General features: G+C 58.9%; 20 protein-coding genes and 1 pseudogene. 9 read left to right on the top strand and 12 right to left on the bottom strand.

Features of this window, described 5'->3' with window-relative positions; genetic code table 11:
* Nucleotides 1–161: 161 nt before the first annotated feature.
* The 4 genes from CPA42_RS05095 to CPA42_RS05080 form a co-directional block, all read right to left on the bottom strand.
* Entirely contained in the window at nucleotides 162–920 is a 759-nt protein-coding gene (locus tag CPA42_RS05095; RefSeq protein ID WP_002515518.1) for a succinate dehydrogenase/fumarate reductase iron-sulfur subunit, read from the bottom strand.
* The gene (locus tag CPA42_RS05090; protein WP_002515579.1) at nucleotides 917–3,049 is read right to left on the bottom strand and encodes a fumarate reductase/succinate dehydrogenase flavoprotein subunit; all 2,133 of its coding nucleotides are present in this window, start codon (nucleotides 3,047–3,049) and stop codon (nucleotides 917–919) included. Before CPA42_RS05090 ends, CPA42_RS05095 begins: the two co-directional genes overlap by 4 nt.
* Nucleotides 3,046–3,810 carry a succinate dehydrogenase cytochrome b subunit gene (locus CPA42_RS05085; RefSeq protein ID WP_256267182.1) on the bottom strand — a complete coding sequence of 255 codons (765 nt, stop codon included), beginning with the start codon at nucleotides 3,808–3,810 and terminating at the stop codon, nucleotides 3,046–3,048. The genes CPA42_RS05090 and CPA42_RS05085 overlap by 4 nt, the downstream gene beginning before the upstream one ends.
* A 145-nt stretch (nucleotides 3,811–3,955) precedes the next feature.
* Nucleotides 3,956–5,374, bottom strand: a complete 1,419-nt coding sequence (locus tag CPA42_RS05080) for a glycine--tRNA ligase (protein ID WP_120362962.1) — start codon at nucleotides 5,372–5,374, stop codon at nucleotides 3,956–3,958.
* 194 nt (nucleotides 5,375–5,568) lie between these two features.
* On the opposite strand from CPA42_RS05080, the gene CPA42_RS05075 reads away from it, so the two are divergent.
* Complete coding sequence (locus CPA42_RS05075) at nucleotides 5,569–5,985, top strand: Fur family transcriptional regulator (RefSeq protein WP_002519043.1); 417 nt, start codon at nucleotides 5,569–5,571, stop codon at nucleotides 5,983–5,985.
* On the opposite strand, the pseudogene CPA42_RS05070 reads toward CPA42_RS05075, so the two are convergent.
* Nucleotides 5,986–6,656: pseudogene (locus CPA42_RS05070) on the bottom strand (response regulator). It lies immediately after the preceding gene.
* A 343-nt stretch (nucleotides 6,657–6,999) separates the two neighbouring features.
* Between CPA42_RS05070 and CPA42_RS05065 the strand changes: the two are divergent.
* Both CPA42_RS05065 and CPA42_RS05060 read left to right on the top strand, forming a co-directional pair.
* A complete protein-coding gene (locus CPA42_RS05065) occupies nucleotides 7,000–7,185 on the top strand; it encodes a hypothetical protein (protein ID WP_002519044.1) in 186 nt (61 codons plus the stop codon).
* Between the two features lie 53 nt (nucleotides 7,186–7,238).
* Nucleotides 7,239–8,402: a sensor histidine kinase gene (locus CPA42_RS05060; RefSeq protein ID WP_002515486.1), complete on the top strand. Its 1,164-nt coding sequence runs from the start codon at nucleotides 7,239–7,241 to the stop codon at nucleotides 8,400–8,402.
* Nucleotides 8,403–8,499: 97 nt separating this feature from the next.
* Here CPA42_RS05060 and recO read toward each other — a convergent pair whose 3' ends face one another.
* On the bottom strand, nucleotides 8,500–9,240 hold the full coding sequence (recO, locus tag CPA42_RS05055; protein WP_002513778.1) for a DNA repair protein RecO: 741 nt from the start codon (nucleotides 9,238–9,240) through the stop codon (nucleotides 8,500–8,502).
* A gap of 123 nt (nucleotides 9,241–9,363) precedes the next feature.
* On the opposite strand from recO, the gene CPA42_RS05050 reads away from it, so the two are divergent.
* A complete protein-coding gene (locus CPA42_RS05050) occupies nucleotides 9,364–10,029 on the top strand; it encodes a membrane protein (protein ID WP_002513779.1) in 666 nt (221 codons plus the stop codon).
* A gap of 212 nt (nucleotides 10,030–10,241) precedes the next feature.
* Nucleotides 10,242–10,937: an isoprenyl transferase gene (locus CPA42_RS05045; protein WP_002519045.1), complete on the top strand. Its 696-nt coding sequence runs from the start codon at nucleotides 10,242–10,244 to the stop codon at nucleotides 10,935–10,937.
* An 8-nt stretch (nucleotides 10,938–10,945) separates the two neighbouring features.
* Here the strand turns inward: CPA42_RS05045 and leuA are convergent, their stop codons facing one another.
* Nucleotides 10,946–12,691: a 2-isopropylmalate synthase gene (leuA, locus tag CPA42_RS05040; RefSeq protein WP_002515536.1), complete on the bottom strand. Its 1,746-nt coding sequence runs from the start codon at nucleotides 12,689–12,691 to the stop codon at nucleotides 10,946–10,948.
* 201 nt (nucleotides 12,692–12,892) lie between these two features.
* Between leuA and CPA42_RS05035 the strand changes: the two genes are divergently transcribed.
* Entirely contained in the window at nucleotides 12,893–14,383 is a 1,491-nt protein-coding gene (locus tag CPA42_RS05035; RefSeq protein WP_002515627.1) for an amidohydrolase, read from the top strand.
* Between the two features lie 28 nt (nucleotides 14,384–14,411).
* Here CPA42_RS05035 and era read toward each other — a convergent pair whose 3' ends face one another.
* The 4 genes from era to CPA42_RS05015 are packed head-to-tail and all read right to left on the bottom strand — an operon-like array spanning nucleotide 14,412 to nucleotide 18,205.
* Nucleotides 14,412–15,440, bottom strand: coding sequence for a GTPase Era (era, locus tag CPA42_RS05030; protein ID WP_002519046.1), 1,029 nt, complete (start codon nucleotides 15,438–15,440; stop codon nucleotides 14,412–14,414).
* A complete protein-coding gene (locus CPA42_RS05025) occupies nucleotides 15,427–16,725 on the bottom strand; it encodes a hemolysin family protein (protein WP_002515624.1) in 1,299 nt (432 codons plus the stop codon). The genes era and CPA42_RS05025 overlap by 14 nt, the downstream gene beginning before the upstream one ends.
* Entirely contained in the window at nucleotides 16,722–17,189 is a 468-nt protein-coding gene (ybeY, locus tag CPA42_RS05020) for an rRNA maturation RNase YbeY (RefSeq protein ID WP_002515592.1), read from the bottom strand. Before ybeY ends, CPA42_RS05025 begins: the two co-directional genes overlap by 4 nt.
* On the bottom strand, nucleotides 17,186–18,205 hold the full coding sequence (locus CPA42_RS05015) for a PhoH family protein (protein ID WP_002515542.1): 1,020 nt from the start codon (nucleotides 18,203–18,205) through the stop codon (nucleotides 17,186–17,188). The genes ybeY and CPA42_RS05015 overlap by 4 nt, the downstream gene beginning before the upstream one ends.
* 36 nt (nucleotides 18,206–18,241) lie before the next feature.
* Here CPA42_RS05015 and CPA42_RS05010 point away from each other — a divergent pair, with 36 nt between their 5' ends.
* Both CPA42_RS05010 and CPA42_RS05005 read left to right on the top strand, forming a co-directional pair.
* Nucleotides 18,242–19,432 (top strand): phosphotransferase, encoded by a 1,191-nt coding sequence (locus CPA42_RS05010; protein ID WP_002519047.1) that lies wholly within the window; start codon nucleotides 18,242–18,244, stop codon nucleotides 19,430–19,432.
* Nucleotides 19,433–19,451: 19 nt separating this feature from the next.
* Nucleotides 19,452–19,865, top strand: a complete 414-nt coding sequence (locus tag CPA42_RS05005) for a hypothetical protein (RefSeq protein WP_002515444.1) — start codon at nucleotides 19,452–19,454, stop codon at nucleotides 19,863–19,865.
* A gap of 133 nt (nucleotides 19,866–19,998) precedes the next feature.
* Here the strand turns inward: CPA42_RS05005 and pip are convergent, their stop codons facing one another.
* Nucleotides 19,999–21,006, bottom strand: a complete 1,008-nt coding sequence (pip, locus tag CPA42_RS05000; protein WP_002515519.1) for a prolyl aminopeptidase — start codon at nucleotides 21,004–21,006, stop codon at nucleotides 19,999–20,001.
* A 37-nt stretch (nucleotides 21,007–21,043) separates the two neighbouring features.
* Between pip and CPA42_RS04995 the strand changes: the two genes are divergently transcribed.
* Nucleotides 21,044–21,796, top strand: a complete 753-nt coding sequence (locus CPA42_RS04995; protein ID WP_002515537.1) for a queuosine precursor transporter — start codon at nucleotides 21,044–21,046, stop codon at nucleotides 21,794–21,796.
* Nucleotides 21,797–21,870: the final 74 nt, after the last annotated feature.

The following is a 21,870-nucleotide window of genomic DNA, read 5'->3' as shown; positions in this document are numbered from 1 at the left end:
CATCGACGTCGTCACCGAGGAAGGACCGCCGTGTCGGCACCATCACCCACTTCGCCCCGATTCTCAACATTGGCCTGGACTTCGACTGCGCCCGCAACTGCATGCCGAGGGCTGGTACCCGGAACCTCCGGGTACCAGCCCTTCACTACGCGACCAAACGCTCAGTTGTCCTTACTGCCTGCTCCCCGGAATCCGGCACGCCAACGCTCCCGGTTGACCCGGGCGACGGCTACCAACGGAATGCTCACCGGGCAGGCCTCAACGCACTCGCCATACAGGGAACACGGACCGAACTCCTCATCAAGGGCGTTGATCATGCGTCGCGCACGCTTCGAACGCTCCTGACGCCCCTGCGGCATCATCGCCAAGTGCGACAGCTTCGCGCCGGCGAAAAGCATCGCCGCGCCATTTGGACAAGCCGCCACGCACGCTCCGCATCCAATACACGATGCGAAGTCGAGAGCTTGCTCGGCCTCGGCATGCGGCTGCGGCACCGAATCTGCATCAGGGGCCGTGCCCGTCATAACGTCGACCGTTCCACCGGCCTGTATCAGGTGATCCATGCTCGTACGGTCGATGGCTAGGTCACGGATGACCGGAAAGGCTGCCGAGCGGAATGGCTCAATTTTGAAATGGGTGATATGGGGGAATGCCCTCAAATGCTGACGACACGCCGGGGTATTCGGCAGCGGACCATGGGGCTTGCCGTTGACCATGAACCCACAGCACCCGCACACTCCCTCACGACAATCAGACTCGAAAACAATCGGATCACCGTCATTTTCGACGATCTGATCGTTGAGCCGGTCGAGCAATTCCAGCAGGCTCCACTCCGGCTCGGCATCTTCGACAACGTGGTGCTCAAAATGTCCTTTGGCGTCAGGGCCGTTCTGACGCCAGATATCCAGTTCCACCCTCATCGGTAATCCCTCACCTGCAGATCGATCAACGAGAACGACAACGGTTCGCTATGCCGCACCTTGGTGCCATCAGGACGTGTCTCCCATGCCGAAACCGCACACCAGTCACCGTCATTACGTTTGGCTTCACCGGCTTCGGTGGCGTACTCGTTACGGAAGTGTGCACCTGCCGATTCCCGGCGGTCCAGGGCGTCAAGAATCATGACCTCGCCGAGCTCGATGAAGTCGGCCACTCGACCGGCCTTCTCGAGTTCCTGGTTGAGTCGGTTTCCCGTTCCGACCACCTTGACGTCGCGCCAGAACTCCTCACGCAGCTCGCGCACCTTTGTAAGGGCGTCGAGCAGCCCGGCCTCGTCGCGGGCGACCCCGCACCCCTCATAGAGGATGTCGCCGAGCTTGCGGTGGAACCATTCCGGGCGGTGTGTTCCGCCGCAGTTGAGCAAGGCATCAGTGCGCTTCTGCACCCTCTCAATGGCTGCGCTGACCTCGGGGGCGTCCAGGGGTAACACGGGCTTTCCGACGAACCCAGCCAAATAGTTCGGCACCGTCAGTGGCAGGGTGAACCACCCGTCGACACTGGCCGACAGCAAGGAGTTAGCCCCCAATCGGTTCGCGCCGTGGTAGTTGTTTGACGCCTCACCACCGACGAACAGACCCGGGATGGTACTCATCTGGTCGTAGTCAACCCACAGACCGCCCATCGTAAAATGGGCTCCTGGGGCGATGCGCATGGGCACCTCGTAGGGATTCTCCCCCGTGGCGTCGAGATACATGTCGAACAAGTTGCCATAGCGCTCGGCAATCGTCTTCTTTCCTAGACGCTCAATGGCATCACGGAAATCCAGGTACACCGAGTTCTTAAGCGGGCCCACTCCGTGGCCGCTCTCGATCTGAGTCCGAGCATTGCGGGAGGCGACGTCGCGCGGCGTTAGGTTTCCGAAGGCCGGGTACTTGCGCTCCAAATAGTAGTCGCGCTCCTCTTCCGGGATGTCATTGGCTGGACGATCATCGCCGGCTTTCTCGGGCACCCAGATCCGGCCGTCGTTGCGCAACGACTCGCTCATGAGCGTGGTCTTGGACTGCCAGTGCGAACTGACGGGCAGCGCGGTCGGGTGGAACTGCACGAAGCAGGGGCTGGCGAAGTATGCACCTTGACGGTGAGCACGCCACGTCGCGGTGGCGTTGGACCCTTTGGCCAAGGTGGACCAGTGGTACACCGATCCATATCCGCCGGTGCATAGGATGACGACGTGGGCCGTCCATGCCTTGATCTCGCCGGTGAGAAGGTCACGGGTGACGATGCCCTGAGCCTTACCGTCAGCAACGATGAGGTCAAGCATCTCGGTGCGGTTGTGCATCGTCACCGAACCGGCATCAATTTGTGCCTGGAGGGCCTGGGAGCAGGCTACTTCGAGCTGCTGACCGGTCTCCCCGCGGGTGTAGTAGGTGCGCGAAACCTGCACGCCTCCGAAAGATCGAGTAGCCAACTGACCGCCATATTCTCGGGCGAACGGCGCGCCGATGGCGTACATATGGTCAATAACCCGTACCGATTCGGTGCCGAGTCGAACAACATCGGCCTCTCGGCCCCGGTAGTCACCACCCTTGACGGTGTCCTTGACGAACCTCTTAAGGGAATCGCCGTCAACCTTGCGGGCACGTGCAGCGTTGATACCTCCCTGGGCAGCAACTGAGTGGGCTCGACGCGGGGAATCGTGGAAGCAAAAAACGTCGACGTGGTAGCCGAGCTGGCCGAGGGTTGCGGCAACCCCGGAACCAGAGAGGCCGGTTCCCACCACGATGACGTTCATCTTGCGACGGTTCGCCGGATTGACGAGCTTGTACTCGCTTTGACGACGGGTCCACGCGGTGAGTGGATCCCCCTCGGGAGCCTTGCCGTCCAATTCGTCACCAACAAGGTAGCCGGCCTTCTTCTGCGCCGGGCCGAGAATGTCACGAGCCTTGGGACCCTTGGCAGCCCGTCTCGCCACCGACGACGACTCAGCCCGTCTGGGCTGGAGCTGCTCGGGTTTCACTAGTTCAGCGCCAGGCTCCTCGGGTCTAGCGCCCGCATGACGCCCAGTAATCATCTCGAGAGGCTTCTTGACGGCCTCAATCCAGTTATTCATGAGATCACCCCGGCAAGAATGAGCATGGGAAGTGCGCCGTTGCACACCACAATGGCCAGCGCGATGAGGAGACCAATCACCGTCCAAATAGCGCGCAGTCGGCGTCCTGTACCGCCAAAATCATTGATGGTGTTACGTACGCCCTGGGCGATGTGCAGCCCAATGATGATCATGACGACGGTGTAAAAGATCGCCATCCACGGACGCGACAGGCTGGCGACGAGGTTCTGGTATGCGGTGATGTGGATGTCAGGAGTTCCCTCATTAACTGGCGCCCGGAAGGATGAGGACTGTACGCCCATGCCCAAGGTCAGATCGAGGATATGCACCACGACGAAAGCCAAGATGACAATTCCTGACAGCACCATCGTGCGGGCTCCCCAACCCAGGGCCTTCATGTTATGCCGGGAAAATCGGCCGCGTGCTCGTCGCCCCCTCACCCAGATCGTCAGACCGGCCCACACATGCAAGACCAGGCACACAAGCAAAACAATCCGGAAGCACCACAAAACCCCACCGACGGGAAATAGCGGGTACAACACGGTTCGGAGAAACTCGGCGTAGGCGTTGTAATCTCCTGGCCCCATAAAGGCCTTCAGGTTTCCGACCATATGGACGAAGACGAATAACGCGAATATCGTCCCCGTAATGGCCATGATCAATTTTAATGTGACGTTGGAAGGACGTGCCGCGCTATGCGTATGAACCGCTACGGCATCTCCCCCGCGTTCAAGGTCACGACGGTCTCGAACGTCAGGCACACTCATGGAGTCATCACCCTTTCGCTGCTACGCGACCAGCCTAAACGATGATGTTTTCTCCAACGACACCGGGGTCAGGATAACCGTCGTGAGTGCCCCGACCCCGGTGTGCCGAGATGCTTTCGTGCATAAAAGGTATAGCAGATCAGCAGCCGAGAAGTTTACCGCCGAGGTATTCCTCAACCTTGTCAATGCTGACACGCTGCTGAGCCATGGTGTCACGCTCACGAATCGTCACGGCGTCATCCTCAAGGGAATCGAAGTCGACGGTGATGCAGAACGGGGTACCAATCTCGTCCTGACGGCGGTAGCGCTTGCCAATAGCCTGGGCATCGTCGAAGTCAACATTCCAATGCTCACGTAAACGAGCAGCAAGATCGCGGGCCTTCGGCGACAAGTCAGAATTACGGCTCAGTGGCAGCACCGCAGCCTTGACCGGAGAAAGACGCGGATCCAGCTTAAGCACGGTGCGCTTGTCAACCCCACCCTTGGCGTTGGGTGCCTCATCCTCGGTGTAAGCATCCACCATGAAGGCCATGAGCGATCGAGTCAATCCTGCCGCCGGCTCAATAACATAAGGCAAGTAGCGCTTGTTGTTGGCCTGGTCGTAGTACGACAGATCCTTACCAGAGTGCCTGGAATGGTTACCCAAATCGAAATCAGTACGGTTAGCAATACCTTCAAGCTCACCCCAGTCAGACCCGGAAAACCCAAACTTGTACTCAACGTCGACAGTGCGCTTCGAGTAGTGGGAGAGCTTTTCTTTAGGATGCTCGTAGTGGCGCAGGTTATCCGGGTTGATGCCGAGATCGGTGTACCACGCGGTGCGAACGTCGATCCAGTACTGATGCCACTCCTCGTCGGTTCCGGGTTCGACGAAGAACTCCATCTCCATCTGCTCGAACTCACGGGTACGGAAGATGAAGTTCCCAGGCGTGATCTCGTTGCGGAACGACTTACCTGTCTGCGCGATGCCGAATGGCGGCTTCTTGCGGGCACTGGTGAGCACGTTCTGGAAATTGACGAAAATGCCCTGGGCGGTCTCGGGACGCAGGTAGTGCAGACCCGACTTATCCTCGACGGGGCCGAGGTAGGTCTTAAGCATCATGTTGAAGTCTCGGGGTTCGGTCCACTGCCCCTTGTTGCCGCAGTTGGGACAGTTGACCTCCTCGAGCGAGATGGAATCAGGGTCGGCGATCCCGTGCTTGGCGGCGTGGCCCTCCTGTAGATGATCAGCGCGCATCCGCTTGTGACACGACAGGCACTCGGTCAGAGGGTCGTTGAACACTCCGACGTGTCCCGAGGCCACCCACACCTCACGAGGCAGGATGACCGAGGAGTCAAGACCAACGACGTCATCGCGACGGGTGACCATGGCACGCCACCACTGCCTCTTAATGTTCTCCTTAAGCTCGACGCCGAATGGGCCGTAATCCCACGCAGCACGGGTGCCGCCATAGATCTCCCCACACGGGAAAACGAATCCGCGTCGCTTACAGAGGTTGATGACATTGTCGAGTGTGCTAGTGGAGGCCACAGCCGTCCCTTTCTTCCAAGTCCTCATTGGAGTGGACACCCGGATGGCGCCCACGCGGGCAGCGCCGCCTACGGAACATATCTGGGCGGCGAGGCCGTTAACTAGCTTAACGGTAACTACACTACGCATGACTACCTCGTCAGCCAGCAGACAACCACTGGGAAATCGACAAGCTACTGGAGTACATTTGGCCTAGTTCGACCCCCGGCAGTGAGGTGATCATGGTGGAGAATCGGCGGCGCACGACCAAACAGCGCCTTGCCATTCGTGCTCTGTTTGACGACGAGCCGTTCTTCCTCACCGCCCAGCAGGTCCATGATCAGCTACGCAACCGCGGAGATCAGGTTGGTCTGGCAACCGTCTATCGGAACTTGCAGACGATGGCTGAGGACGGAGAGCTCGATGCCATTCGCGCTGAAGACGGCGAAATGACCTATCGCCGTTGTTCCTCAGCGCACCACCATCACTTGGTATGCCGCAATTGCGGCAAGGCTGTCGAAATTGGGCCTGAGAAAATCCTGGAGGATTGGACTCGCGATATCGCCGCGAAATATGAGTTCAGCGAGACCGGCCACGAACTGGAATTGTTCGGAATCTGTTCGGAGTGCTCCGCAGTGCACACCAGGTCAGTGTCGTAATCAGCGACGCAGCCGGGGGATGACTAAGCCCAGCTCGCATGCTCTCACGAGAACCTCAAGACGACTACGCACTCCCAGTTTCTTTGCTAGATGACCAAGACGCTGCTTAACCGCGGACTCGCTGAGACATAGTTCATCTGCGATGGCAGCGTTCGACAACCCTTCGGCGAGAAGCTTCAGAACGTCGTCATCAGCATCAGACAATTTCACCGGAGTCAAATCAATCTGATGAGACCCCCACCACAGGGCCGAGCTGAAAAGACCTCAACAACACCTCGGGCAATCTCCGGAGACACTGTCACTTGACCTGCCATGACAGCGCGAACCCCTGCGATAACGGCCTCCGGCTCAGATTCCTTCAGAAGGTATCCGGCAGCACCAGCAAGGATGGCCTCAACGACGATATCCCGACGAGCAAAAGTCGTCAGGGCAACAACACGGACCGAAGGATGGCGCGAGACGATCATTCGGGTAGCTGTGAGACCGTCCATTTCAGGCATCTTGAGGTCCATAAGGACAACGTCGGGCAATAGCTGATCAACAAGCTCAACGGCTTCACGACCATTAGTGGCCTGGCCGACAACCTCCATCTCCTCAACACGAGAGAAATAGCCGGCAAGAGCCTGCCTCATGATCGGATGATCGTCAGTAACCACGAGTCGAACTGACATCACTCCTCCTTACACTCACGTTGGGCGCTGCTGAGCCCAAGTGAACCTCCTCACCCACGGTGATCGCGCGGCGCCAACGATCAGACATATAACGCCTGCGACGCGAAGTATCTTGTCAACCTCACATTACTTCCCATCCTCGCATGCCGCAGCAGTCTGTATAGCAGCAGCGGGTTAGCAACGTGACTACCGGTAACCAAATGTCTATGGTCAGGCCGACCATCTGGCCAGATGATCAGCCAACCGGCGCATCCTGCGGCTTACTCTCTGCACGTGCTAGCCTCCTCGCATCACTTTTGCCTGACCGTTGTGGAGGGCCCCTCAAAGGAGATACATTGTGCCCATGAAGAAGATCATCACCGGCATCGTGGCTGTCTTAGCAATCAGCTCCTTCTCGGTCGCCGTCCCCGCTCAGGCCACCACTGACTCCGCCCCCACTCAGAACGCTGTGAATACGCAACCCAAGGCCCATGTTAAGGGAATCATAGACGGCCTTTGCACCCTCTACCCCGACTGGTGTTTTAACTGATCCCGCGCCTATGCCCAATGCATGGGCTGTCTAACACGCGGAGAACGCATCTAATGAATAGTGGTTCGCCTGGCCGTAGCTTCATCTTCAAAAAGAGCAGTCGAACCACTGTCGTTACGGCTGTTACCATCGCCGTATTGGTGCTGTCCGGGCTGGACGATCTACGTGTAGCTGTCGTAACTCACCGGAGCGACAGTGCGACAGTCTGGATGGTTGTCGTATACGTCTTTAGTGTGGCCGCGCTCTTATGTTGGAAGCATCCCCTGGTACAGGAATTGTTGCTTCTCATTGGCCTGGTCAGCAGCGCCATCGCCGGAGACATAGCGTTTAGCATTCCGCTGTTGGTTGTGCTCGCCTTCTTAGCTAGCCAGCATGGCCTGAAGCGCCATTGTATTCCGCTGATTATCGGCGCCACGGTCATCGCTGCTATGGCGGCCGTTTATACGGAACGCTGGGTATCCATTTTTTTGGTGGCATGCCTTGCTTGCGCAATCGGCATCGGATTCGGCTCCGCTTTCCGCTGGCTCGATAACCGCCGCGAACAGGCCGAGGAACAAGCTGCCGACGCTCTTCAGCAGGCAGCGCATGCCCGCGAAGAAGAACGTCAACAGCTTGCGGCCGAGCTCCACGACGTCGTTGCCAAGGACCTCACCGTCATCACCATGCTGGCAGGTTCCTTACGCCTCAACACCGCCAATGAGGACGTCATCACGGCCTCCAAATCGATCGAAAACACGTCTAGAGCTGCCCTAGACGATCTTCAGCGTCTACTCTTAGTGCTGCGTAACCGTAACCTTCCATTCATCTCCTCTCCCACCCACGAGGACTCCGTCGAGGCTACGGTGGCCGCTATGGTCACGCGGCTGGAAACGCTCGGCTGGCATGTCGAGTCGTCGGTTGCGTGCGCTCCAATGCCGGTGAGCGTCTCCGATGCCATCAACCGAATACTTGACGAATCCACTGCCAATGTCATCAAGCACAACGGTCCCGCTACCGCCAGGATCACCGTCATGGATGAAGGGGACGACGTCGTAGTAACCGTCTCCAACCCCACCACCGACCCGGAGATAGAACCCGTTCGATCGACTGGAATGGGTATTGCTCGTCTCAAGGAGCGCGTCTCTCTTCTTCGTGGCAAGATCTCTATCGGTCTGCGCAATGGTTGGTGGGTGGTTAATGCCCGTATTCCACGCGCAAAGCCAGTTCGTGAGACCTGACCCGGGAACGACAATTGACGCGCCACGCCAACCGAAAAGACGAATCAGGGCTGAGCTCCGTATGCCGAAGGCCGCTCGTAGTGCAACTGATTTGCGATCAACGCTCCAGAAGGGGCATTGACCGCAAACCACGATCCATATGCCAAGACACAAATGCTGCCACCAGTCCGGACCCCTCCCGAACCCTCGACCACGCAACATCACGCGTCGCAGTCCAGTCCCCCACCAGCAAAGCCCGCAGGTACGAAATCGTCTCCTCGTGCGGATGAGGAGTTCCGGGCGGCTGACAATTAATACACACCACGCCCCCCAAACTGGGCGAAAAACCCTGGTGCGGCCCAGGTGTCCCACACCGGACACAGTCGACCAGATCCGGGGCATATCCGGATGCTGAAAGAGAGCGCAACAGGTAAGAGTCCAGCACCATCTCGGGTGGCCGTGGACCGTCCGTCGTCCCCTGGCCGAGCACCCGCAGAGCTCCTGCCAACAATCGGTATTGTGCCGGGGCCGGTTCACGGTCCACCGGCACCAGATGGTCGGCAGCCTCCACCATGACCTCAGCCGCGGTGAACAGAGAATAGTCCTGACGCAGCGGCGCCGAGTAAGGATGCAAACACTCCACCTGGGCGACGACGTCGAGATTGCGTCCCTGAACCAACTGCAGGTCAACCAGATTGAACGGATCCAGACGGGCACCAAATTTGCTGGAGGTGCGTCGAATCCCTCGTGCCACCGCCCGAATCTTGCCGTGCTCACGCGACAACATCGACACGATCCGATCAGCCTCACCTAGCTTGTGCGTGCGCAGAACGACGGCTTGGTCACGGTAGGTGGGCATGACACCTATTGTCTCCCCGTATGGCGTGCAGCCGAAACATGCTCTGCACAGAATCGCTGTGAGAGGGTAGGAGGTGTTCATCGCAGGTCGACTACTGTTGGAACCCCCCCCCAGGAGACGCCCATGGATTCCTTTGTCGCGCTGCTCGGCAGCGTCTGGTACCTGGTGCTCGTTGCTGCTATCAGTCCCGTCATGATCCTCAACGCAAACGCGGCAGTTCACGGTCAAAAGCAGAACCACGGTTGGGCTTTTGTCTCTGGGGCAGGTCTGGTGCTTGGCGCCATCGGCGTCACGAGTTTCGGCCTGCTGGGAAGCGCTGCCACCGACTTCGCCTCTCGTCAGCTGGCCTCACGTACCGTCGACCGTGTACTGGGCGTTTTACTCTTCTTATTCGGCTGCTATCTGGCGCGGACGAAATGGGTATCCCACCGCGTCCAAAAATCTCGAGTCAAGAAAACTTCTGGGCCGCGGTCCGCTGGTGCCCACGGCATGTTCACCTGGGGGGCTCTCGGAATGGCTACGAATTTCACTACCATTCCGCTATTCATCTCGTCGAGTCAGCGCATCGGGACTGCCGATCTGCCACTCGTCGTCAGAATCCTGACGCTCATTATCTCATGGTGGATCGTCCTCATTCCGGCATGGCTTCCAGTCGTCATTGATCGGCTGCGACCCAATTCCTCCGGTATTTCTGGGCGCACTCGGGAACGTATCAGTCATTGGACGAGCGTTGCCTCGATCATCGCCTGTCTCGGCTCCGGAATTATCATCGTGTGGACGACCCTGTGACATCATCGAGGCCTTGAACCTCGGATAACTTACCGTTGTCACCGTCACGAGGGCACCAGTCCGGCCCCACTACCGTCCTCGACGCCACTACGCTGTGACCCATGGCCCGAATCACACCGCGACCCCCGAAGCGCGGCCCGCTGCCGCATCCGTCTGGAGCTCGTCCACCCGAGCTGCCACCGGAACTCATCCCCCAACACGTCGCCATCGTCATGGACGGCAACGGACGTTGGGCCAGGCAACGCGGTCTTAGGCGCACTGAGGGTCACGCACGTGGCGAGGATGCTCTCTTCGATGTTATCGAGGGCGCCATCGAGATGGGTATCCCCTATTTGAGCGCCTATGCGTTTTCCACCGAAAACTGGAAGCGCTCGCCCGACGAAGTTCGGTGGCTTATGGGCTTCAATCGTGACGTCATCCACCGTCGTCGCGATCAACTCGACGCCATGGGAGTACGCATCCGTTGGGCTGGACGTCGTCCCAAGCTGTGGAAGTCAGTCATCAAGGAATTGGAATCAGCCGAGAAACAGTCAACTGATAACACCGTCCTCACCCTCCAGTTCTGCGTCAATTACGGCGGTCGGGCAGAGATCGTTGACGCGGTGCGTGATATTGCCCGGCTAGCCGCTGAGGGCAAGATCGATCCCGACCACATCACGGAGAAAACCTTCCGTACTCACCTTGACGAGCCCGAGGTCCCCGACGTCGACCTATTTTGGCGCTCCTCCGGGGAGCAGCGCACATCGAATTTCCTCCTGTGGCAATCGGCCTACGCCGAAATGGTATTTTCCGACGTCTTATGGCCCGACGTTGACCGCCGCGACCTCTGGGCCGCAGTGGTGGAATACGCCAAGCGGGACCGGAGGTTTGGTGGGGCCGTCCCCAATGAAGTCAACCCCACCCCATGATCACGGCATCATGACTCCCTATCCAAGGTTTGCCGACGGGAGCGGTTTACCGCGTTGACGACCGCGTTGAGGGAGGCCTGCGCGATATCAGGGTCAATGCCGACTCCCCATAGAATCTGCGAGGTCTCGCCATCCCCAATTTCACATTCGACGTATGCGGCGGCCTTGGCAGTACCGCCTGCGGTCATGGCGTGCTCAGAATAGTCGAGCACTTGCACGACGATGTCGAGGGAAGCCAGAGCGTCGATAAACGCCGACACCGCACCGTTGCCTTCGCCCCGGATCTGAACGTCCTCGCCATCAATCCGAAGGTTGGCGGTGAGCTGATGGGTACCGGTCTCGGTGGACGTCATGCGGCTCACCAACTTGATGCCGGGCACCTGCAGGTACTCGCGGTTAAACAGATCCCAGATCTCGTCATGGCTGATCTCGCGGGCTTGATCGTCGGTGTAATTCTGCACTGCACCGGAGAATTCGATCTGCAGACGACGCGGCAGGTCGACTTGGTGCTCGGTCTTCAGGAGGTAGGCCATGCCGCCCTTACCGGACTGACTGTTGACACGAATGACAGCCTCGTAGGTGCGCCCGACGTCGTGTGGGTCGATGGTCAGGTAGGGGGCCTGCCAGTCAACCTCGTGGATACCGATGCCCTGCTCCTGGGCCTGGCGTTCGAGGTCCTCCAGACCTTTCTTGATAGCGTCTTGGTGCGAGCCCGAAAAGGCTGTGAAGACGAGGTCGCCGGCGTAGGGCTGGCGTGCCGGCACCGGTAGTCCAGTGCAGTACTCGACGGTGCGGCGGATTTTTGGCATGTCAGAGAAGTCGATACCCGCGTCAACTCCCTGGCTGACAAGATTCATACCTAAGGTGACGAGATCAACGTTGCCGGTGCGCTCGCCGTGGCCAAAGAGACAGCCCTCGACGCGATCGGCGCCCGCCATCTGCGCGAACTCGGCGGCCGCAATCGCCGTGCCACGATCATTGTGCGGGTGCAAAGAGACGCACACGTGCTCACGATCACGGATATTGCGGCAGAAGTACTCGATTTGGTCGGCGTAGGTGTTCGGAGTGCCCATCTCGACGGTAGCCGGCAGATTAAGGATGATCTCACGGCCTGGCCCCGGCTGCCACACGTCCATCACGGAGTGACAGACCTCGATAGCGAAGTCCGTGCGGGTCTGGCTAAAGATCTCCGGAGAGTACTCGTAGCCGAACTCAACGTCGCCGAGGTACTTGTCGGCGTACCTGACGACCCACTCAGTACCACGGTGCGCCAGGTCAATGCACTGCTTTTCGTCGATGTTGAAGACAACGCGTCGGAAGAGTTCGGCAACTGCGTTATACATGTGGATAGTGGCACGGTGAGCGCCGACTAAGCTCTGCATGGTGCGCTCGATGAGATCCTCACGGGCCTGAGTCAGCACCGAGATGGTGACGTCGTCAGGGACAATGCCGGACTCAATAACCTGCCGAACGAAATCGAAATCCGTTTGAGAAGCTGAGGGGAAGCCAATTTCAATCTCCTTGTACCCCATCCCAACAAGAAGTTCGAACATCCGCATCTTGCGGGCTGGAGTCATGGGGTCAACAAGGGCCTGGTTGCCATCACGCAAATCAGTGGACAGCCACCGCGGAGCATCGCCCAAGGTCTTGTCTGGCCAGGTACGGTCCGGCAACTTGTGCGGAACGAAAGGTTTATAACGCCCGCTGGGCATCGGGCTGGTCAGCTGGCAGGGACGGGGCTGAATGTGCGTCATGGTATCTCCCGTATGTGATGTGTAGGGCAGCCCAATCACCCGCAGCAAGGAGGCCGCCCCTTCAACGGGCCTCGCTGCGGCACACCCGGGGAAGCGCGCACGACATGCGGGTCACAGTACACCGCGATCGCCCCAGCATGGGATATTTCTCAAAATCGTCTCACGTGTGACATCACCCGCTGTCAGTGGGAATATCTGGGAATGTTGTTGCTTCACAATGCCAGAATCCTCGACCTCACCGACGGGTCGACGGGCAAGCCCACCGATGTACTGCTATCGGATCGCGTCCTTGCCCTCGGTCCCGAAGCGCAGCAGCAGGCCCACAGTGCGCGGGTGCGAAGTATTGACCTTGGCGGTCGCCTCCTCATGCCTGGTCTGTGGGACGAGCACGTCCACGTCGGGCAGTGGGCGTTGGCGTCCCGGAGATTCCTTGTTAGCCAAACCGCGAGTTGCGAGACGGTGCTCGAGGAAGTTGCCACCCATGTCAAACGAAGCGAAGGCAGCGACGAGCCGATTCTGCAGGGATTCGGGTTCCGTCCCTCGCTATGGGGCTCAAATCCCAACGCCCGTCAGCTTGACGCCGTCACCGGTGATCGTGCCGTTATCCTCGTCTCCGCCGACCTACATTCCTCGTGGTGCAATACCGCTGCTATGCGCAAACTCGGTATCGAGGGAGACAGATTTCTGCGCGAACAGACCAGTTTCGACGTCCAAACCCAGCTCTCACAGGTCAACCCTCACGTGTTGGATGGTTGGGTGGGAAGCTGCAGCACCGCGGCGGCGCGCCTGGGAATCACCGGCATCCGCGATATGGAGTTCAGCACTGACGTCGAGACGTGGCTACAGCGCGAAGCTGATGGCCGGTGCCCGCTACGAGTCGAGGTGAGTGTGTACCCCGAACGCCTGGACGAGGCAATTGCGCAGGGGCTGGCGACTGGCCAAGCCCCCGTCACTGATAAGCCTGGTCCAAGCCGAGTAGCTATGGGCCCACTTAAGGTCATCGTCGACGGGTCGATGTCGACGCGCACTGCCTGGTGCATGGATTCCTATCCGGCGGGAGCCGGTCCTGATGGGGCCGGAATTGACTCGGTGACGCCAGAGGATTTGGTCGACCTCATAAATCGAGCCAAAACTGGCAACCTGCAATGCGCGGCTCACGCCATAGGAGACCGAGCGGCCAAAGAGGTCCTCAATGCTTTCGAGGTGACCGGGATTTCTGGGTCGATCGAACACGCTCAAGTGCTCACTGACGCAGACGTTCGACGATTTGCAGCTCTCGGGGTGCGAGCAAGCGTCCAACCTCTACACCTCGTCGACGACCGGGACGCCACCGACGTCATGTGGTCAGACCGCGCTGATCGCTGCTTCCGGTTCGCCGACATGGTGAGAGCCGGGACCGAGTTAGCACTGGGATCAGACGCCCCAGTCTCCCCCGTCGATCCGTGGGGCGCGATCCGCGTGGCCGTCGAGAGAACCGGTGACCGGCGCCCAAGCTGGCACCCTGAGCAGGCTCTTACTCTGTCCCAGGCCATCACAGCCAGCGCCCGTCACGTAACACAGGTGGTCACGGGCGGACCAGGAGACGTCATCGCTGTGGCCCACAATCCCTTCGACCTGTCCGGTGATGCATTGGCAGGCCTCACCAGCGACTTAACAGTCGTCGGTGGAGAGGTGACGGCCGCAGCACTGTGAGACCATCACTTCCCACCGACCCAATATTTCAAAACCCCAATCGATTGAGGTATTTCGGGTCGGACTGCCAGTTCGGCAACACCTTGACCTGAAGGTCTAAGTGGATTGGCGTTCCCAACAGAGCCGCGATCTGTCGCCTGGCGTGGGTACGAACCTGCTTGATATGGGAACCATGATGACCGATCATGATGCCCTTCTGGGAATCACGTTCCACTATGAGGGATGCGTAGACGTCCAGTAGGGGACGATCCTCCGGCTGACCTTCTCGAGGCCCCATCTCCACAATCTCCACAGCCAGAGAGTGGGGAAGCTCCTCGCGCACACCTTCAAGCGCCGCCTCGCGGATCAGCTCGGCGACAAGGGTTTCGGTCGGTTCGTCAGTCACCTCACCATCTGGGTAGTAGGCCGGCCCTTCAGGCAGCAGGGAAGCAATGACGTCGCGGACCTCGTCGATCTGCTCGCCGGAGACTGCAGAGCACGGGACGACTTCAACGAACTCGATGCCGACCTCTCCTTGCAGCTTGTCAATGGCGGCCAGATGCTCAGCCATCCGCGCCTTGGACACGAGGTCGGACTTCGTTGCCAGGGCGATAAGCGTGGGGCGACGAGGAAGTTCGGCGATTTGCGATACAAGATAGGTGTCACCTGGCCCAATTCGCTGGTTGGAAGGCAAACACACCCCGATAACGTCGACCTGGGTCCAAGTGTCGAAAACGAGGTCGTTGAGCCGCTGACCCAGTAGGGTGCGTGGCTTATGGAGTCCCGGGGTGTCGATGACGACGATCTGAGATTTCTCGTCAGTGACTACGCCACGGATGACGTGACGGGTGGTCTGAGGCTTCGAGGAGGCAATGGCGATCTTGGAACCAACCAGGGCGTTGGTGAGGGTCGATTTGCCGGCATTTGGGCGCCCGACGAAGCAGACGAACCCGGAGTGGAATCCGGCTCGGGTAGATTCAGCTACCCTGGCGGTCACATAGTCAACGTCGGAAATATCCTCGTCATCGCCATCCATGAGATCGGCCAACGAAGGCATCTCGTCGTCACTCATCGTCATACTCCTGATCGGGGGTTTCTTCGGGGGCCCGCTTTACCAGGCAGGTGTCCACCTGGTGACGGCGACCGGTCGCCTTCTCGGCGGTGATCTCTAACCCCTCCCAGATGATGACAGATCCCGGGATGGGTACTACAGACAGTTCCTTGGCCATGAGGCCACCAACCGTCTCGACGTCGTCATCGTCGACCTTAAGATCGAACAGTTCGCCCAGATCATCGACCGGCAAACGCGAGGATATTCGAAAGACGCCGTCTTCGATCTCTTCAGTGAGGGTGGGCTCGGCGTCATACTCGTCAACAATCTCGCCAACGATCTCCTCGACGATGTCCTCGATCGTCACTAGGCCAGCCGTGCCGCCAAACTCGTCCACGACGATGACGAGATGGTTACGGTCTCGCTGCATTTCGCGCAGCACCTGGTCGACGGGCTTAGAGTCTGGGCAGAGCGCGGCAGGCCGCATGATCGATTCGACGCTTTCGGTGGCGTAACCGTCAGGATTGTCGAGTACCCGCTGGGAGAGATCCTTGAGGTAGACGATGCCACGGATGTCGTCAAAGCCTTCGCCAACGACCGGAACTCGGGAAAACCCAGATCGCAGAGCCAAAGACATCGCCTGACGCAGATTCTTGGTCCGAGGAATATAGACCACGTCGGTACGCGGGACCATGACCTCCTTCGTAAGGGTGTCACCTAGCTCGAAGACTGAGTGGATCATCTCCCGCTCGCCGGCCTCAATGAGGTCGGAAGCCTCGGCGTAGTCGACCATCTCGCGTAGTTCAGCCTCAGAGGTAAAGGGACCTTCGGCATATCCCTTTCCGGGGGTCAGAGCGTTGCCGATGAGGATAAGCAAGGCCGCGATGGGGCCAAGGACGTGGGCAAGTACTCCCCAAGGACGAGACCAGAAGGTGCAGATGGCGGTGTCATGTTGGCGCCCCAAAGTGCGCGCAGCCACTCCCCATGTCAGGAAGTCAACAAGCACCATGATGGCCACGACGACGAGCACCTGCTGCCAGGGCAGGTCGAAGTGGCCGAAAATAAGGAGCGCGACAAGTGCTGTCGCTGTCACCTCGGAAATAACCCTCACTAGCATCGCGGTGTTGATGAACGGGGCAGGATCGGCGACCATGTCAAGTACTCGTTGGTGCGCAGCTTTACCGTCGGCAGCAAGCTCCTCGGCCTTGGAGTGAGACATGTGTTGAAGGGCCGTCTCCATGGCCACATTGAGGCTTGCCAACACTGTGAAGATGAAGGCGATCGCCAGAACGATCCATTCTTGCCGTGTCACCGCTGACCTGTCTGTTCTCGATGGTCATCCCATGCCGCGATGATCTCATCGTTAAGTCTGAACATGACGCGCTTCTCTCCGGGTTCAGCATGGTCGTGGCCGAGCAGGTGCAACAACCCGTGGATGAGGAGGTATTCCGCCTCCCCGTCGGGAGTGCGACCATTCTCAGCAGCTTGGCGAGCTGTGACGGTCGGGCACAGCACGATGTCACCGAGTAGCCCAGAAGGCGGATCCTCGTCGTCGCCGGGGGCACGCATCTCATCCATCGGGAAGCTCAGGACGTCGGTCGGACCAGGAAGACCCATGAATTTCTCGTGGTAAGCCTCCATCGTTTCCTCGTCGACGAGAATGATCGACAACTCCGAAGAGGGGTGGATACGCAACCAGTCGAGGGCAAATGTCGCCAGGCCGACAAGCCCCTCCTCATTAGACGGAGAACCAGACTCATTAGTGATGTCGATCATCGGGTCTTCCTATTCTTGCGCGAATTTTTGGCGCCACGGGACTCGCAGGCAACGTCGTAAGCAGCAACAATCTTGCCCACCAGACGGTGACGGACGACATCACGGCTGGTGAGGTTACAGAAGGCAATGTCGTCGATACCGTCGAGGATGCCCTGCACCACTCGTAAACCAGACTTCATACCACCGGGCAGGTCGACCTGAGTGATATCGCCGGTAACGACGATCTTTGAGCCGAAGCCGAGACGAGTGAGGAACATCTTCATCTGCTGCGGTGATGTGTTCTGGGCCTCGTCCAAGATAACGAAGGCGTCGTTGAGAGTGCGGCCTCGCATATAGGCCAACGGTGCCACTTCAACAGTTCCGGCACCGACAAGACGTGGCACGGTATCGGGGTCGACCATGTCGCGTAGGGCGTCGTAGAGAGGACGCAAATAGGGGTCGATTTTCTCCGACAATGTGCCGGGTAGGTAACCGATTTTCTCTCCCGCCTCGACGGCCGGGCGGGTAAGGATAATCCGGCTCACCTGCTTGGTCTGAAGGGCCTGCACCGCCTTGGCCATCGCCAGATACGTCTTGCCCGTGCCAGCTGGGCCGATACCAAAGGTGACGGTGTTGGCGTCAATCGCGTCAACATACCGTTTTTGGTTCAGGGTCTTGGGTCGAACTGTCCTGCCGCGATTACTGAGGATGTCAGCCGTCATGATCTCGGCCGGGCCTTCTCCGTTGCGAGTCATGGCAACGACCCGATCGACGTCGTCGGCGGACAGGCCCTGGCCGGTGCGTATGATCGTGATCATCTCCGACAGGATGTCGCCAGCATCGGCCAAATCTGCGGGATGCCCAGCGAGGTGAATCTCGTTACCGCGTACCAAGATGTCGGCGTCAAGGGCGTCCTCAAGTCGTTTGAGGAATTCGTCATTGGGCCCGACCAAAGTCACCATGGGAATCGACGTGGGGACCGCGACGACGCGGCGCGCTGCGCCCTCTTTGCCGGTATCGGTGTTGTGGATGTGCAAGGTCGTGGTCAGGGTTCTCTCCGGTGTGACGGGAATGTGTACTCTCCCACTGTAGACGTAGCCGACGACGGTGCGGCGTACCAGGAGGTAGGGATGGGACTGGGCTGGCTCGATGATGCCGCGTTCGCCTTAGGCACCGAGCTGTCACTGAACAAGGTACTTCACGAGGGGGTGCGCACTAGCGTAGCCCGGTGCTGGGTAGATGGTTCGACGACAGCAACTGCGGGCGCGCGAACGGTCATAGCGAAATGTTTCCGATCAACATCGATGTCACATAATTCCGGCGGGCTGGGGATTGTCCGCGAGATTGCCGGTTTGGGGTGTCTTCCGGAGGCACCGCGGCTGTATGCAGCTGACCTAAGCCTGGGCGTAGTGGTTATGGGCGACGTGTCAGGGATGACCTTGGAATCGATCTTGACCGGCAACGACCCCTCAGCCGCTCTCATCGCCGCACAGATGTGGGGGCGAGCAACGGCGACCGTTATGGCGGCATCGATGCGGGAAATGTCTGATCGAGCGGCACGCGACGAGGTCATCCCCGCATTCCAGGACACCATCCGTCGTCTTGACCCACAGACGCGCTCAGCGGGTGGTCCAGCCTCGCCTCGTCTGCCAGGGCGAGGCCTGGAAAAAATGTGCGCTGCGCTAGAGACTGAAGTACCCGATGATGCGGAGCTCGACTTATTTGAGTCGCTACGAGGAGCCGAAGGAACCGAGGTCGTCACCCAAGCAGACCCGTGTCCAGGCAATGTGCTCGTCACCGAAGATCACGCCAGATTCGTCGACTACGAGGCCACCTCCATTCACCACCCGGCGGTCGACGTCGTCAATCTGGTGATGCCGTGGAGCAGTTGTGACGGGCTCGTGGGAGTCCCCGCAGAGTTTCTCGACGCCGTCCGCGAAGGTTTCCTAGATGGTTCCCGTTACGCAGGTTCTTGGTTGGCCGATGAACCGATGATCGGTCTGGCGGGGACAGCTGCAACACTTCAGTTGACCGAGCTATCTTTAGATTCTCTTCGTCGACACCATCCGAATCAACGAGGCGACATGGCTAGGCGTGCAATGGTGCACCGCTGGACATGGGCCGCAACACATGGCGTGCTGACACCGATCATCGCGGATCTGTGCGGGCGAATGGCGCATCGCGCAGTTCAGGATTGGGGATGGTCCAAACATCTGACCGTTGCAAACTGTTTTTCACACGAGAAACTCAGGAATCAGAGATGAACTCAATTTAATCAAGATTATGTCTGCACGCAAGGAATTTGGTGGCGTTATCACCTTCATCGTCCATCCAGATTTCATTCGGGATAATCGATTTTACCCGGTCATCCCGAAGACCATTCAAATGGTCATCAACGAAGCTGCGACCCGACCCGAGAAGCTGTACTTCATAGACCAGGACACGAGCGCTCCTGTCAAAAATACGGACAGCGAGATGCTCGTCATGGATGTCTCGGTCTTTACCGTTGGCAGAAATCTCGACAACTTAGTGGTCATGATTAATTTAGGAAAGTACTGGGGAAGCGGACCGGACGACGTCCCCAGAGCTGTCATTCGCACCCTCAGCCGGCCCTTGTCAGCGATCATGTTTGAAGAGATCCCCGAGCCACCACTAGACAAGAATGAAGAGGGATACTACTCTTTCATCTTAACATAGTCGGGCAAACCCACCCGTCTTTATTCAACTGGCGGCGCGCTATCCCCACCACCATGTCGAAGTCCAGTCGATTTGACCGTGAGTACTCGATCAAATCGACTGGACTTGGGCCTCGACACGCCTGGGCGACAATTCATCGCTCGGCGAATTCGTCACACACCTTCACTAGTTCGGAGGCAATTAATGGCTCAAATGCAGAGTGACCTGCCATCACGATTCGCAGATCGGCACTCGGCAAGGCTCGCGACAAATCGACGGCCGTGACGTCGGGGCAGCACATGTCGTAGCGTCCCTGAACGATAACAGTCGGGATGTCGGCCAGCTTGTGGGCATCACGCAGCAACTGCCCCTCAACCATGAACCCATGATTGACAAAGTAGTGGTTCTCGATGCGGGCGAAGGCCAGCGCGAAGTTTGGATCCGAGAACTCCTCGATGTGGGACGGGTCGAAGGACAACGAGGTCGTCGCGCCCTCCCATGTCGTCCAGGCCACCGCGGCAGGACCGTGGACGTCGGGGTCGTCGTCCCACAGCAGGTCGTAGTAGGCGGCAATGTTGTCACGAGAAAAGTCATGCCCGACGCGGCGCAGCGGCTCGCAGAACTTGTTCCACAGCTCCGGGAAAACCTCGGAGGCACCGAAGTTGTAGTACCAGTCCAACTCCTGCTCACGCATGGTAAAGATGCCACGCAGCACGAGTTCGGTCACCCGCTCGGGATGGGTCTCGGCGTAAGCCAGCGACAAGCAGGATCCCCACGATCCGCCAAAGACCTCCCAGCGCTCAATGCCAAGCAACTCCCGGATCTTCTCAAGATCCTCAACAAGTTTCCACGTCGTATTGGTGGCCATCTCACGTGGAGTGTGAGCCTGGGCAATGTGCGGGGTAGACAGACCGCAGCCCCGCTGATCCAAGATGATGATGCGGTAGGCATCGGGGTTGAAGAAGCGACGCCGCTCGGTACCACCGCCACCACCAGGGCCACCATGCAGGAAAACCACCGGCTTGCCCTCAGGGTTGCCGCACTGTTCGACGTAGAGCTGCTGACCGTCACCCACGTCAACCATCTGGGTGTTATAGGGCTCAATCGGCGGATAGAGATCCCGGTGCGGGGTGATGTCCAGCTCGGAAGTAGCAAGAGTCACGGAAACCTCCTGTGGTCATGATCGTCATCTCGATGATATGCGCCAACACGGTTACCATTTCGCCGTGACGTCACACTCCACCAGCCTCAAATCATCCGCGGCATCCCGCCCTGCGTATGCCGATCGAGGGTCGGGGCACTACGACATCCTGCTCACCCTCATGTGCGTTGTCGTCATCCTGTCGAATATCGGCGGTTCAAAAGGGGTGCAGCTCGGCCCCATCACCACCGATAGCGGCTTTTTCTTGTTCCCGCTGGCCTATGTCATGGGAGATATCACCACCGAAATCTACGGGATCAAGGCAGCACGCCGCGCGATCGTCATGGGGTTTATCTGCGCGATCCTCTCTGTGCTGTGCTTCTGGGCTATCATCGCCCTTCCTGGATTCACCGATACCTACTCGGTAGCCCATGACACCGCCCTAAAAATGGCCCTCGGTCCGCTATGGCAGATGGTGCTCGCCGGAGCATGCGGATTTCTGGCCGGACAGTTTACAAACTCGGTCATCATGGTTCGACTCAAGGCCAAGTGGTTAGAGCGCGGTCTGGTCGGCCGACTGATGGGATCCACCGGTGCTGGCGAGGCCGTTGACACCATCATCTTCTGCGCGATCGCGGCACCTGTCGTCGGAATCACCAGCTTCGGCCAATGGTGCAACTACGCCTTCTTCGGGTTCTTGTGGAAAACCCTTGTCGAGTACGCCTGCATCCCCATCACGACTCGGATCATCGCCTGGATCAAAAAACACGAGCCAAGCTATCAGGAGAGGCTGGCAGTGGCCCGGAACTGACGCGATACCTCTGAATCATTGTCTCCATTCCTGCCAAGAAATGTCAATGGTGACGTTGCCGCCCGGTTTTCAGA

It is taken from the genome of Cutibacterium acnes (genome assembly GCF_003030305.1).
Taxonomy (GTDB): domain Bacteria; phylum Actinomycetota; class Actinomycetes; order Propionibacteriales; family Propionibacteriaceae; genus Cutibacterium; species Cutibacterium acnes.
The sequence above is the reverse complement of the archived record's forward strand: the minus strand, read 5'-3'. Positions and strand labels throughout refer to the sequence as shown.

What these genes read in the sequence shown, in the direction of transcription:
- CPA42_RS05095 (WP_002515518.1), bottom strand. Translation starts at nt 920, where the DNA reads ATGAGGGTGGAACTGGATATCTGGCGTCAGAACGGCCCTGACGCCAAA.
- CPA42_RS05090 (WP_002515579.1), bottom strand. Translation starts at nt 3,049, where the DNA reads ATGAATAACTGGATTGAGGCCGTCAAGAAGCCTCTCGAGATGATTACT.
- CPA42_RS05080 (WP_120362962.1), bottom strand. Translation starts at nt 5,374, where the DNA reads ATGAGGACTTGGAAGAAAGGGACGGCTGTGGCCTCCACTAGCACACTC.
- CPA42_RS05075 (WP_002519043.1), top strand. Translation starts at nt 5,569, where the DNA reads ATGGTGGAGAATCGGCGGCGCACGACCAAACAGCGCCTTGCCATTCGT.
- CPA42_RS05065 (WP_002519044.1), top strand. Translation starts at nt 7,000, where the DNA reads ATGAAGAAGATCATCACCGGCATCGTGGCTGTCTTAGCAATCAGCTCC.
- CPA42_RS05060 (WP_002515486.1), top strand. Translation starts at nt 7,239, where the DNA reads ATGAATAGTGGTTCGCCTGGCCGTAGCTTCATCTTCAAAAAGAGCAGT.
- recO (WP_002513778.1), bottom strand. Translation starts at nt 9,240, where the DNA reads ATGCCCACCTACCGTGACCAAGCCGTCGTTCTGCGCACGCACAAGCTA.
- CPA42_RS05050 (WP_002513779.1), top strand. Translation starts at nt 9,364, where the DNA reads ATGGATTCCTTTGTCGCGCTGCTCGGCAGCGTCTGGTACCTGGTGCTC.
- CPA42_RS05045 (WP_002519045.1), top strand. Translation starts at nt 10,242, where the DNA reads ATGGACGGCAACGGACGTTGGGCCAGGCAACGCGGTCTTAGGCGCACT.
- leuA (WP_002515536.1), bottom strand. Translation starts at nt 12,691, where the DNA reads ATGACGCACATTCAGCCCCGTCCCTGCCAGCTGACCAGCCCGATGCCC.
- CPA42_RS05035 (WP_002515627.1), top strand. Translation starts at nt 12,893, where the DNA reads ATGTTGTTGCTTCACAATGCCAGAATCCTCGACCTCACCGACGGGTCG.
- era (WP_002519046.1), bottom strand. Translation starts at nt 15,440, where the DNA reads ATGACGATGAGTGACGACGAGATGCCTTCGTTGGCCGATCTCATGGAT.
- ybeY (WP_002515592.1), bottom strand. Translation starts at nt 17,189, where the DNA reads ATGATCGACATCACTAATGAGTCTGGTTCTCCGTCTAATGAGGAGGGG.
- CPA42_RS05005 (WP_002515444.1), top strand. Translation starts at nt 19,452, where the DNA reads ATGTCTGCACGCAAGGAATTTGGTGGCGTTATCACCTTCATCGTCCAT.
- CPA42_RS04995 (WP_002515537.1), top strand. Translation starts at nt 21,044, where the DNA reads ATGCGCCAACACGGTTACCATTTCGCCGTGACGTCACACTCCACCAGC.